We start from the raw sequence: 13,501 nt of genomic DNA on the forward strand, positions 1-13,501 counted from the left end.
ATACTTTATCTAACAATAAGAAAACTAGTAGTTTATGCACATTTTTTTAAAACTCTAAATACCATAGAATACTGTAATACTAAAATAATCAGACCATTAAACACTTGCGCCCATGCCACTCCAACAACCGAGAAATTTTGAATAGCTAGATAGCTGCTAAATAAAGCTATAGGTGTTGAGATAATTGTTACATAAAAATTTTCTCTCATCTTTCCTAAAGAAACTAACATTGCAGCTGTGATTGCATACGAAGAATACAAAACATACTTAATCATTAATATTCCAGTATACTTTGCTGTGTTTATATAAGCCTCCCCATAAAAAATGGGAACAAATATCATTGAGGCAATGGAAACAGCTACTCCAACAACAATACTTATTATTATAGTCTTTTTTTGGATATCAAAAGTCATTGCCTTTAATGCCCTGATATCTTTATTTTTCTCTGCTAAATATGGTGTATAAATACTTTGTAAAGTAGCTGTAACCTGAGTTGCTCCTAGTAAAAATATAGTCGCTATAGCATAATACCCCATTTCAACTCGATCCGTAGTAAAACTATCCATAATAATAATATCTGCATAATTTCCTATATTATTGGTGAAATTCGCTAAAAAACTAAAAAACGCAATACTCCAAAATGCATATGGTACTTTAGAAGGTATTTTATGTAATATTTTTATTGAATTTATCTCTTTAAACAAAGGTAATAATCCTAATAATAATCCTAATACTGTAGCAATGATAAATCCTTTAATGCCAAACAACCATGTTCCAATAATAATAAATACAGCATTCTGTATTTTTATTATTGATTGTATAACGGCCATCCGATTTACTTTTTTTAAAGCTAGTAAATAGCTCATTAAAATATTTGTCATTGCTAGCATTGGAATGCATAAGGTATACAATCCCCACTGAGATATAGAATACTTCGGAACAAAAAACAAAAACAAATTAAATAACAATACTGCAATCATACAAAAAATTATACTTTTCCGAATCGCATATGAGAGGAGATGATTTTTTTCGCTGTCCTCCCTAGGTTCCGAACAATATTTCAATATTGCCGTATCAAGTCCAAAAGTACCTATTAAAACAGCTAATATTAAATAAGTCTGCAAGCTTTTTATCTGTGCCATACTTTCAGGAGAAATAAACTTTGCAACTAAAATAACACTTCCAAACCCAACAAACTGTACTAAAAATTTTGTTAATAATAAACTAAAAAAACCTTTTTTTCTTAGTTGGATTATATTATTATGGATTTTCCCTTTCAGCTTTGCTAATGGCTGCATCATAATGATTTCTCCTTAAAATCCATATCTTCAATACACTTTTCAATATTACATACCAAATCATTTATATTTCGATTTTCAAACAATATCGTACCCTCTGGTCGATTGCAAACATTACTTGCAATAGCTCTACAATTAAAGTAAATTGCTTCTTCAATACTTATACCGTAAGCATCACTATAAGTTGGTCGAATCATTATATCTGATTTTTTAAATAGAGGCCATAATTCTTTTTGCCCTGTAAGAAATAATATATTTCCCTCTATTTTATATTCTTTAATTTTTTCTAAAATACTTTTGAAGTACTCTTCATCGCCTATTTCTGCCAAAGCAAAAATCAATCCTATTTTAGGATACTTGTTTTTTAAAATTCTTATTACTTCTATACACATATCAATTCCATACAAATCTATATTCTTATAAAATGTAATCTTTGAGGCATTGCCTATTAATATTTGTTCATGGTTATTTAAAAAACTTATAACCTCTTCGCTATACGTCGATAAAATATATTCTTCATCCTCTAATGGAGGTGGTATAAAGGGTGATTTTACAACAACTTGTTTTGGTAGTTGTATGTTATTCTTTCTATATCCATCTTTTAAATGTTCTCCAACCAACACACAATAATCTACTTTTTTTATAAATAATTTAGTCATTATTTTTTTCATATTACGAAAAGTATCTAAAATTCTTATAGAATGATTTTGTAAAATAATCCTACATTGAAATGGCCGTAACAATAAAGCAATCATAGTTAATGTATTAAATTCATTAAGGTGGAATGTATGCTTTTGTGGTGATATTAAACAATAACGCATTAAAAATTTAAACTTTTCTAAACGCCCCATTTTATCAAAATCGATAAATTCTACTTCTTCACCTTGGTTTTCTAAAAATTTACTATACCTATATATATATATACTCACGCCCCCCAATGGAGGAGGATAAGGACCTATAAGAAAATATTTTCCGCTCATATTTTACATTACCTCTTAATTCCATTAAATGTATCAGATTTAATATTTATAATGATATATCTAATATTATTCAGCTTTCTAAAAATTTGACATAAAAAAAATAAATAGATCCCTCAGATAGAACAAGCTATAACTCTCTCAAGGAATCTATTTATGAATAATCTCAAAAACGTGATTATTATGTTTAATAAGCACCCTTACGTAATACGACCAATAAAACTGTTTTAAATAAGATAATAATATCTAATTTTAAAGATTGATTGTATACATAATATAATTCTATATCCACCCTTTCTGGGTATCCTACATCACTTCTACCACTCACTTGCCAATAACCTGTTAAACCAGGACTTACAGATAAAAAGTCTGAAGTTTTAGAGCCGTATTCTTTTAATTCCTCCTGAATTACTGGTCTTGGACCAACTAAACTCATATCACCTTTAAGGACATTGATAAACTGTGGTAGTTCATCTAAACTTGTTCTTCGTAAAAAGCGCCCTATATTTGTAATACGTGGATCTTCCTCTGGCTCAAGCTTATAGTTATTATCTACATATTTCTTATATAGAACTTCATTTTTTTCTAATTTCTCTTCTGCATTAACTACCATAGAACGGAATTTATAAATACCAAATACTTTACCATCTTTACCAATTCTGGATTGTCTAAAGAAAACTGGTCCTTTTGCATCCCCACGCATGTAAAGGATAGGAATTATAATAAAAAATGGAGAAAATACTATTAAACCCACAATAGCACCTATAATATCCAGTGTCCTTTTAAAAAATGCATGGAAAATTGATGTTTTTTTCACTACACTTATTTCTTTCTCCACAGATTTATGTATTAATCCTCTTTCTTCCAACCTTTTCACCTCACCTTTACACATGTATATTTTCTATTTTTATAAGTTCAGTCATATACTCCAATAATTCATCTTTTAATTCTTTATGTTGCAACGCCATCTCAATTGTCGTTTTAATAAACCCAAACTTCTCACCAACATCATAACGAGTTCCCTCAAAATCATAAGCAAATACACGCTGAATTTCATTTAAACGTTGAATCGCATCTGTTAATTGAATTTCGCCACCTGCACCTGTCTGCTGATTCTCTAGGAACATAAAGATTTCTGGTGTTAATATGTAACGTCCCATAATTGCCAAATTAGATGGCGCTGTTCCTTGAACTGGCTTTTCTACAAATTGACGCACCTGATAACGACGTTCATTTTGTTCAACTGGATCGATAATACCGTAACGATGTGTTTCATTTTCTGGCACTGTTTGTACACCAATAACGGATGATTGTGTACCTTCATATTGATCCATTAATTGACGTAAACATGGTGTATCAGCTTGTACAATATCATCACCAAGTAATACCGCAAATGGCTCATTTCCAATAAATTTACGTGCACACCATACTGCATGCCCTAAACCCTTTGGTTCTTTCTGTCTTATGTAATGAATATTTATTTTTGAGGAAGCTTGTACTTTTTCTAGCATTTCATACTTCCCTTTTTCTAGAAGGCTTTGTTCTAATTCGAAAGAGTGATCGAAATGATCTTCAATGGCACGTTTTCCTTTTCCAGTAACAATAATAATATCTTCAATTCCTGATTCAATCGCTTCTTCTATTATGTATTGAATTGTTGGTTTATCGACGATAGGTAACATTTCTTTCGGCATCGCCTTCGTTGCTGGTAAAAATCTTGTCCCAAGACCAGCAGCTGGGATAATTGCTTTTCTTACTTTTTTCAATTATACTCCCCCTATAAATCTATTTATTTGTATGTAACAATAACAAAAACCCTACCTATAGAGTCATTTTTATAACTCCATAGGTAGAGTTTCTATTAGAAATAAATTATGGGCATCTAACCCATCCTCACGCCATACTCCCGACGACAAGCGTCTAAGGTAGGCATGAAATAAAATTTCTACCCACAGCACGACCGAGTGCCCCCGTTGATAACGGTTAGGAGACATCACCAATTCTTTATTTAAAAAATACCGAACAATTTTTTACGACGAATTTGTTCTGGATCTTCTTTGTAAATTGCCTTCCCGCTAATTAATAAGTACGGATTTTCTTTCAAATCACTCATAACATTCGTTCCGAATTCTTTCTCAATTAGTTCATAGCTTTCCGCTAAACGAAATCCTCTTGATGTCGTGTTATGTGCATCTGAAGCAACCATATGTGTTAAATTATGTTCTACAAGTTGAAGTGAAAACTTTTTAATTTTTTTCCGAATTTACCCAACAAACTACCTGCCGTTACTTGCGTCAGTGCACCTTTATTTACAAGGTTATATAACTTATCTGGCTGCTCGATTAACTCGGCATTACGCTCCGGGTGAACGATAATTGGAATCATTCCCTTAACACGCAGTTCATATAATAGCTGTTCGGCATAACGCGGTACGTGATTTGATGGAAATTCAATGAATATATATTTATTTGTTTCGTTTAAAGTAACTATTTTACCAGCCTCATAGTCTTCTAATAAATCGCCATATAACCTGACCTCTTGCCCCGGTAAAATAGTAAGTGAGATATTATGTTGTTGTAGTTCATCATTTAGTTGTTTTACGTGATGAATAATTGAGGTACGTTCATTTACATATTTACCATTTTGATGATGTGGTGTAGCAACAATAGTATGTATTCCTTCTGACACAGCTTGTTGTGCCATTGCTAAACTATCTGTTACTGTTTGTGCACCGTCATCGATGCCATGTAAAATGTGACAATGTAAATCAATCATTCTTTCAGCCTCCATTTCTCCTATCAGTCTTTTTTCCCTTGAATATGAGACATCTCATATTCAAGGGAAAAAAGGAGATATGGTTGAAACATATCTCATCCTTTTAATTAACTTGCGCCATAATAATAATATAAGCCTTGTTCACGTTCACGGTCATTTAAAACAACACCTAACAATTTACCTTTTGCAGACTCCAATAACCCTTTTGCTTTTACCGCTGTTTCTTTCTCTGTTGATTCACTACGAACAACAAGAATAGAAGCATCGCATACATTTGCCATAATTTGCGCATCGGTTACAGCTAAAATTGGTGGCATATCAAAAATAACTAAATCATACATACTATATGCTTGTCCAAGAAGTTCTTTCATTGATTTTGAACCTAACAATTCTGCCGGGTTTGGTGGGATTGGACCACAAGCTAAAAAGTATAGATTGTCTACAGATGTCGTTTGTACACATTTTTCTAAACGTTCACTATGTGTTAATACGTTCGTAAGTCCAAAAATGTTATCTACTTGGAACATTTGATGCATTGCTGGTTTACGCATATCTGCATCAATTAATAATACTTTTTTTCCTTGTTGAGCAAACACAACTGCCATATTCGCTGTCGTTGTCGTTTTCCCTTCACTTGGGTTTGCAGACGTGACCATTAATGAATGTAAATTCGTATCAACAGCTGCAAATTCAATATTCGTTCGAATATTACGATATTGTTCTGAAATTGGTGATTTCGGTTGTTGATGAGCAATTAATTGACGGCGTTGACGATGATTCTTTTTCTTTTTAAATAAATTAAGAGCCAATTGTTTGTCCCCTCACTTTTCTTGATGATGGAGCGTGTGATTTCACGTTCATTGTTTCTTCATCCATACGAGCTACAATTCCTAACACTGGTAAGCCAAGTAAGTTTTCCACATCTTCTTCTTTTTTCACTGTGTTATCTAAGTATTCTAGTAAGAATGCAAGACCAACTGAAGTCATTAAACCAACAATGAAAGCAATTGCTACATTAAGCATTGGCGCTGGTTTAATCGGAGCTTGATTTTCTGCAACTTCTGCTTTAGACAGCACTGTTACGTTATCAACATTCATAATTTTTGCAACTTCACCTTTAAACACATCTGCAGTTGCATTAGCGATATCACGAGCTATTTTAGGGTCTTTATCCTCAGCTGTTACAGCGATTACTTGTGAATCCTTTTCATTCGCAACATTAACTTTTTTCGTTAACTCTTGCGCTGTCATATTTAAATTTAATTTTTCATTCACTTGTTCTAAGATTACTGGGCTTTTAATAATAACCTTATATGTATTCGTTAATTGAATATTCGTTTGAACTTCACCAGCTTGAAACATCGATCCCTCTTGTTTCTTCTGATTAACAAGAATCTGCGTCGAAGATTGATAGATTGGTGTCATAAAGAAGAAGCTAATGATAGCACTTACTATAGCTGCACCAAATGCGATTACGAGGATCATTGCTAAACGTTTTTTTAAGATATGAAATAACTCTTTTAAACTAATTGTTTCTTCCATAAGTTCCTCCAACTTTCTAAAATTTACACATAGGAAAAATTATAACATATAAATCTTACATTTTTTATTTTTAATAATTCAGTTCTATATTTGTTCACAAGAAACAAGTTTAATCTTACAAAATAATCTTAAATATGACAACACATTCCAATGATTTTCCAAATTATTTATCATATCACGTTTTTTATGCTATGTAACTTGAGAAATAAATTTCAAAATGAGAAAAAAAGCCAACAAGTATTCCTTATTGGCTTTTTTCTATTTTAGTAATAACCATACTGCTCTTTTTCTTCTCTTTTGTCGTTTAAAACGACTCCAAGTATTTTTCCTGATGCTTTATCTAATATTTGTTTCGCTTTTACGATTTTATCTTTTTCTGTCTTTTCACTGCGTACAACGAGTACGATTCCATCACATTTATTCGCAAGTATTTGTGCATCCGTAACCGCAAGGACAGGTGGTGTGTCAATTAATATAATATCAAACATGTTATATGCTTCTAGCAACGCCTCGTCCATTGCCCGGCTTCCTAATAGTTCTGCTGGGTTTGGCGGGATTGGACCTGCTGCCATTAAGTATACGTTCTCTATATCTGTTTTTTGAATGCATTGCATAAGTTTTGCTTGTCCTGATAATAAGTTCGTTAACCCATTTGAACTATGAATGGCAAATAAGTTTTGTATCGTCGGCTTACGCAAGTCAGCTCCAATTAATAAAACTTTCTTTCCTTGCTGTCCGAAAACAACTGCTAAGTTTGCGATTGTTGTTGTTTTCCCATCACCTGGATCTGCTGAAGTAACAATGATAGAACGAACATGATTATCTACAGATGTAAACTCAATGTTTGTACGAATGTTACGGTATTGTTCTGTAATACGCGATTTAGGCTCTTTATGTGTAATTAATTGTCGTAATGGTTTTCTTTTCTTTCTCCCGAACATATTCATAATCTCCTTTTGTGAAATGCGACATTTCCCTTTTCTCTCTTTTATGCTCGATTTCATACGTCTAATTAATATTCTTGCTGAGTTCCCCACATTTCATCATAATCAATAACATTCTACTTTGTCTTATTTAAGTACCTTAACAATATGACAATGCCCTTATTTCTTTATTACCTTTATCACTTATCCTGTTTTCTAGATAAATAATAAAGTAAGTATATGGTAATTTCCATCTATTTACAAGTTATTTTCTGATTAGTTTGTAAATTATCGTTTCATCGTTATATAGCAGAAATTAAAAAATCTCCTTGTCTTTTCACAAGGAGATTTTTTAATTTCTATTCTTTTTTATCACCAATCGCAAATGTAATTTCTGCCTCACATGCAACTTCACCATCTACTGTTGCGATTGCTTTTCCTTTTCCAATCGGGCCGCGTACGCGTGTCATTTCTACTTCTAGACGAAGCTGATCACCTGGTCGTACTTGTTTTTTGAAACGGCAATTGTCGATACCTGCAAAGAAAGCAAGTCTTCCGCGGTTTTCTTCTTTCTTTAATACTGCAACTGCTCCAACTTGCGCTAATGCTTCTACAATAAGTACACCAGGCATAACTGCATAGTCAGGGAAGTGTCCGTTAAAGAATTCTTCGTTTGCGGATACATTTTTAATCCCAACCGCTCTTTTTCCTTCATCTACTTCTAATATTTTATCAACAAGCAAAAATGGATAGCGGTGAGGAATGATTTCTTTAATTTGTTCTATATTTAGCATGTAACAATCGCCCCTTTTGTAATATTGGTCTTACCACTCGGACATATTGCTATTATCCCATTTTGTTTATTGTTTGTCATTACAAAGTAACATTTTATATTTAGCACAGCTTCCTAAAAAAAATGCACACACTCTATTCCATTAAAATAGTTGCACATTTTTGCAACTGACACGGAGGTGGAAAAGAGTGTATGCCCAAATTAGGGAAAGGCAATATGTATTGAAACATTATTTGCCTTAATGTCGTATTCGACTCATTATATTATAAACGTTTTCAAATAAGGAAATATTAAATTTAACCATATATATGAATATTTTACCTGTTTCCTTCATATTTCTCTATTTTCCTTCCATTTTCGCAAAAAATCAAAATAAAAAAATATAAAAACGAAAAAAAGAACTAAGGCGTCAGCCTTAGTTCTTTCAAATTATCTCAAAGCACGCTTTGGTAATCTGTCGATATTCTCTAACATAATACCTGTACCAACCGCAACGCAGTGCATTGGGTTTTCAGCAATTAATACTGGTACTTTTAGTTCTTCTGCTAGAAGCATGTCGATACCGTGTAGTAAAGCTCCACCGCCTGTTAGAATAACACCGCGGTCGATAATATCTGCAGATAATTCTGGTGGTGTGCGCTCTAATACGCCTTTTGCAGCTTGTACAATAACAGCTGCATTTTCTTTTAATGCTTCTGTAATTTCTTCAGAGCATACTGTAATTGTACGTGGTAAGCCTGTTACCATGTCACGTCCGCGAATTTCAAGTTCTTCGCTACGTGCACCTGGGAATACTGTACCAACTTTAATTTTAATATCTTCTGAAGTACGTTCTCCGATTAATAGCTTATACTTACGTTTAATATAGTTTAAGATCTCCATATCAAACTTATCGCCAGCCATTTTGATAGAGGAAGAGGTAACAATATCACCCATAGATAGTACAGCGATATCTGTTGTACCTCCACCAATATCAACAACCATGTTACCGCTTGGTTGGAAGATTTCCATACCAGCACCAACTGCAGCTACTTTTGGTTCTTCTTCTAAAAATACTGTTTTACCACCTGAACGTTCAGCAGCTTCACGAATTGCTTTTTGTTCTACTGATGTAATATTTGTTGGACAACAAATTAAAATACGAGGTTTTGAAAAGAAGCTCTTTACGTCCAATTTGTTAATGAAATACTTTAACATTGCTTCTGTAATTTCGAAATCTGCTATTACACCATCTTTAAGCGGACGAATTGCTACAATATTACCAGGCGTACGTCCCACCATACTTCTCGCTTCTTCACCGACTGCTAATACTTTACCACTATTACGATCAATTGCCACAACAGATGGCTCGTTTAATACAATACCCTTACCTTTAACATGAATTAATACATTAGCCGTACCTAGGTCAATTCCGATATCTCGCGCAAACATTCCCGTTTTTTCCTCCTCGATATTCAAAATCAGGTTACACCCGAATTCTTTTCACCTAATTTCTGATTTTATCATAAATTTAACAGAAACGTAATATTCGCAAAAAGAATTCTTCTGAAAAATATTACCGAATGTGAACGGAATGTTTGCTACTGTAACATTATTGACGTACAGGCTTCTCTACATCTTCTTTTCGATACTTTTGTTTTGTTGCTTCTCCACCTCTTAAATGACGAATAGACTTATGATAATCAAGAATTTCTTTTACTTCATTTGCGAGCTCTGGATTAATCTCTGGTAGACGTTCTGTTAAATCTTTATGAACTGTACTCTTTGATACCCCAAATTCCTTTGCAATGACACGCACTGTCTTTCTTGTCTCCACGATATACTTACCAATCTTGATAGTTCTCTCTTTGATGTAATCGTGCACACCACTCGCCTCCCTAATTTGGATGTGAGAAGGGTGAAATGAGCCTCGCTGCATACGACTAAGAAGTAAGTGTGAGTGCTGTTTGTAAGCGTTAAACATTCTTGGATTTATAATGAAATGATTCACGATTTCTCACCTCAAACACTCTCTTTGCTTTGGTTTATACCATTGTATTGCCCGCACTACTGATATATGCTACATGTTCACTATTTTTGCGGACTAAGTTAAGAAAAATTACATTTTTTTGTGAGAAATACGTTAAAACTGACTATTATGGCCAAAAAAAATGACACCTTGTATAAAAGGCGTCATTCTTCTCGTTCCAATTCTTCTTCTAACAACTGATGGTGGGGAACCTCTTTCTTACCGGCAATATAATAATATAAAGTGAATAAAACAAACAATAAAATAATAGCAGTCGACAGAACAAATAAAAATGACACAGTATCCCCTCCCTTTTGTAATATATATTCGAGAATCTCGTCATTTTTCCTTGTTTTTGCAACTTTTTTCTCGAAATTGATTATTTTTATATAGAAATAAAAAAATCAGCTCTCCTAATGAGAACTGATTTTTTCACTTTCTTATTCTTGTGAAGAAGAATCGTTAGATGATTCTGTAGAACCATTTGTTGATTTTTCTTCTTTCTTAGGTTCTTCTTTTTTGTCACTAGTTGAACCGCTTGTTGATTTCTCTTCTTTTTGAGACTTGTCTTCTGTTTTATTTTCTGGTTTCGTGCTCGTTGACTTCTCTTCTTTTTGAGATTTGTCGTCAGCTTTTTTACCAGAAGCATTCGTAGCTTTTGCAGCACCTGCATCAGCTTTAATTTCTGTTACTGATTTATTTAAGTAACGTTCAGGATTCACAGCCACATTGTCTTTACGTACTTCAAAGTGAACGTGAGAGCCTGCCTCTTTATTCATTGCACTTAGACCGGATGTTCCTAATACTTCACCTTGTGCAACTCTTGCACCTTTTTCTACTTTCACACTGCCTAAGCTTTGATAAGATACCGCTACACCATTTCCACTATCAACTGTTACAACATAACCAAGAAGTGAATCTTTTTCTGCTTTCGTTACTGTACCACTTAAAGCAGCAGCAACATTGAATTCTTTTCCATTCTTCGCAGCAATGTCAATTCCTTTGTTTGGGGAATATGTGTTGTTATAAAAGACAAGTGCTTTTTCTTGTTCCGCCTCAGTTGCTGCATCTTCATAGAATTTCTTCTGTACGACTACTTCCGCATTCGCGGCAGCTGGCATTTTCACTACTTCTGAAGATTTCGTTACTGGTACTGCTGGATCTTCCGATTGTGTATACGGTGTTGCTTGATCGTGGTTTGGAGTCTTCTTCGGATTAGCTCCTTGGAACCATAGCGCAACCATTAAGATTACCGCTGCACAAGCAATGTATAGTGCCGGAAACACCCATCTTTTTTGAAATAAATGTACTACCTTTTGCGACTTTTTATTATTTCTTCCTCGCATTCCATCATCACCTCAGCAATCATTTTGAACAATATTCACGTATCCTATACAACGTATAACTAATTACTTTTCGACAAAATCTGTAAAAATATGTATAAGAACTGTAAAATTTCCGAGGAAATGATAGAAAAAAGAAAAAACTGAGCGTTTCGGCTCAGTTTTTAGTCTAATTGTTTCTTTTTGTACACAATAATACAAAGAATGATAAGACATATAGTCCAAATTGTATTGTTTAAAATATGTTCTTGAATCGCAATAAACCCTTCTCCCTTTATAACTTTTTGCAATGCCTCCATAACATGATTTGTCGGAAGAAGATTAACTACTTTTATAATAAATTCATTCTTAACCATTTCTTGTAGCATCGGCCCCATTATGAATATTATAAAAATCGGAAGCCCCAATATAGATGTTTGTGCTATATTTTGGGATAGTAAGCCAACTATAGTACCTAAAACGACACATAACAATGTTCCTATTAAAATAATAATAACTAGCATACCAATATTTCCTTTAAAAGTATCTAAAATCACTAAACTAATAAAACTAGATGCTAGTACAAAAAATACAGTTAATACACTTTTACCTAAAATAACTTCTATTGGACTTGCTGGAGACAACATCAATACTCGTAACGTGTGTTTTTCCTTCTCCTCTGCAATAATAATTGCTTGCACATAACTTCCCACCATGGTAATCGTCATTACAATAACAAAACCTGCAAAGAACTCTTTTATAGAATCCATATTACTATAGAATACAGCAAGTAGAATAGGTAATAGCGCCATTAATATAACTTGTGAGTTTTTACCTGCATCATTTATTTCTTTTCTTACAATAGCCGAAAACCGTTTCATTGAAAATGTCATTATAATCCCCTCCCAGTAACTTCAATAAAGATATCGCCTAGCGTTGGTTCGTATGAATGAATAGATAACAGTTCGCCCTTTTTCATCCATTCTGAAATACGTTTTGCGCCTAATTCATCTTTTTGCACTACTTCTTTTTGTTTATCTTTTAATACGACCTCTATTTGGTCCTTAGCGTATTGTAAGCGTAGGTTCTCTGGCGTATCAAGCGCTACAATTTCTCCGCCACAAAGGAAGGCAATGCGGTTACAAAGCGTTTCTGCTTCATCCATGTTGTGAGTCGTTAAGAAAATCGTCGTTCCTTCTTCATTTAAGTCTTTTAAGATTTTATGAATGTTTTGGACGTTTACTGGATCGAGTGCAGATGTTGGTTCGTCTAAGAAGAGGATATCTGGTTTATGAAGGATTGCTCTTGCTAGTATGACGCGTTGCTTCATTCCCTTTGATAGTTTCTTTACTGGTGTTTTTTTATCATCTAATAAATTTACTTGTGCTAGTACTTCATCGATTCGTTCTTTTTTACAATCGTATAAGTCACAAAATAATAGTAAGTTATCATAAATGCTAAGTCTTTCATATAAGCCGCTGTTATCTGTTAAAATACCAATTCGTTTGTAATCGATGCTACTTGGTCCTGTAATATCTTTCCCTAATACTCTTACCGTTCCAACACTATGAAGCAATTGAGAAGTTAAAATCTTTACTGTTGTCGTCTTACCAGATCCACTCGGTCCAAGGAATCCGAAAATCTCTCCTTGCTTCACCTCAATATTTACATTTTGAAGTGCCGTTTTTCCGTCGAAACTTTTCATTACATCTTTCATTTCAATTGCCAATGTCATTTCTTCATCCCCTTTGTTTTTCTTCTTTATAGATGAAAGTCGCTTTAGCGCTTTTCGTTCGTTTGTTTCGCTTTTCTTGACTCAATCATATGAAAAACAAAGGGTTTACGCAGTAAAATACCGGTAAA

The 13,501-nt window shown here is 33.5% G+C and carries 14 protein-coding genes and 1 pseudogene; all 15 read right to left on the minus strand.

From position 1 onward, the window contains the following. Positions 1 to 32 precede the first annotated feature (32 nt). Positions 33 to 1,301, minus strand: a complete 1,269-nt coding sequence (locus ACYFX0_RS16910; RefSeq protein ID WP_106081682.1) for a lipopolysaccharide biosynthesis protein — start codon at positions 1,299 to 1,301, stop codon at positions 33 to 35. Beyond that, positions 1,298 to 2,278 (minus strand): glycosyltransferase family 4 protein, encoded by a 981-nt coding sequence (locus ACYFX0_RS16915; protein WP_106081683.1) that lies wholly within the window; start codon positions 2,276 to 2,278, stop codon positions 1,298 to 1,300. The genes ACYFX0_RS16910 and ACYFX0_RS16915 overlap by 4 nt, the downstream gene beginning before the upstream one ends. 184 nt (positions 2,279 to 2,462) lie before the next feature. After that, positions 2,463 to 3,143 (minus strand): sugar transferase, encoded by a 681-nt coding sequence (locus ACYFX0_RS16920; RefSeq protein ID WP_106081722.1) that lies wholly within the window; start codon positions 3,141 to 3,143, stop codon positions 2,463 to 2,465. A gap of 16 nt (positions 3,144 to 3,159) precedes the next feature. Beyond that, complete coding sequence (gene bpsC, locus ACYFX0_RS16925; RefSeq protein WP_000757786.1) at positions 3,160 to 4,041, minus strand: UTP--glucose-1-phosphate uridylyltransferase BpsC; 882 nt, start codon at positions 4,039 to 4,041, stop codon at positions 3,160 to 3,162. A 242-nt stretch (positions 4,042 to 4,283) separates the two neighbouring features. Beyond that, positions 4,284 to 5,050: pseudogene (locus ACYFX0_RS16930) on the minus strand (tyrosine-protein phosphatase). A gap of 107 nt (positions 5,051 to 5,157) precedes the next feature. Then, entirely contained in the window at positions 5,158 to 5,859 is a 702-nt protein-coding gene (locus tag ACYFX0_RS16935) for a CpsD/CapB family tyrosine-protein kinase (RefSeq protein WP_106081685.1), read from the minus strand. Then, positions 5,849 to 6,592, minus strand: coding sequence for a YveK family protein (locus ACYFX0_RS16940; RefSeq protein ID WP_106081686.1), 744 nt, complete (start codon positions 6,590 to 6,592; stop codon positions 5,849 to 5,851). The genes ACYFX0_RS16935 and ACYFX0_RS16940 overlap by 11 nt, the downstream gene beginning before the upstream one ends. Positions 6,593 to 6,855: 263 nt before the next feature. Further along, positions 6,856 to 7,533: a CpsD/CapB family tyrosine-protein kinase gene (locus tag ACYFX0_RS16945; protein ID WP_000467944.1), complete on the minus strand. Its 678-nt coding sequence runs from the start codon at positions 7,531 to 7,533 to the stop codon at positions 6,856 to 6,858. Positions 7,534 to 7,874: 341 nt separating this feature from the next. Next, complete coding sequence (gene fabZ, locus ACYFX0_RS16950; RefSeq protein ID WP_000931959.1) at positions 7,875 to 8,309, minus strand: 3-hydroxyacyl-ACP dehydratase FabZ; 435 nt, start codon at positions 8,307 to 8,309, stop codon at positions 7,875 to 7,877. Positions 8,310 to 8,737: 428 nt separating this feature from the next. After that, entirely contained in the window at positions 8,738 to 9,739 is a 1,002-nt protein-coding gene (gene mreB / locus ACYFX0_RS16955) for a rod shape-determining protein (RefSeq protein ID WP_000457978.1), read from the minus strand. Between the two features lie 160 nt (positions 9,740 to 9,899). Beyond that, a complete protein-coding gene (gene spoIIID / locus ACYFX0_RS16960) occupies positions 9,900 to 10,172 on the minus strand; it encodes a sporulation transcriptional regulator SpoIIID (protein ID WP_000544012.1) in 273 nt (90 codons plus the stop codon). Between the two features lie 308 nt (positions 10,173 to 10,480). Further along, on the minus strand, positions 10,481 to 10,615 hold the full coding sequence (locus ACYFX0_RS16965) for a hypothetical protein (protein ID WP_000008903.1): 135 nt from the start codon (positions 10,613 to 10,615) through the stop codon (positions 10,481 to 10,483). 141 nt (positions 10,616 to 10,756) lie between these two features. After that, positions 10,757 to 11,662, minus strand: coding sequence for a M23 family metallopeptidase (locus tag ACYFX0_RS16970; RefSeq protein ID WP_001214922.1), 906 nt, complete (start codon positions 11,660 to 11,662; stop codon positions 10,757 to 10,759). Positions 11,663 to 11,823: 161 nt separating this feature from the next. Further along, positions 11,824 to 12,531 (minus strand): ABC transporter permease, encoded by a 708-nt coding sequence (locus tag ACYFX0_RS16975; protein WP_000144420.1) that lies wholly within the window; start codon positions 12,529 to 12,531, stop codon positions 11,824 to 11,826. Continuing rightward, positions 12,531 to 13,373: an ABC transporter ATP-binding protein gene (locus ACYFX0_RS16980; RefSeq protein ID WP_000170825.1), complete on the minus strand. Its 843-nt coding sequence runs from the start codon at positions 13,371 to 13,373 to the stop codon at positions 12,531 to 12,533. The genes ACYFX0_RS16975 and ACYFX0_RS16980 overlap by 1 nt, the downstream gene beginning before the upstream one ends. Positions 13,374 to 13,501: the final 128 nt, after the last annotated feature.

This window comes from Bacillus sp. NEAU-Y102 (genome assembly GCF_054788175.1).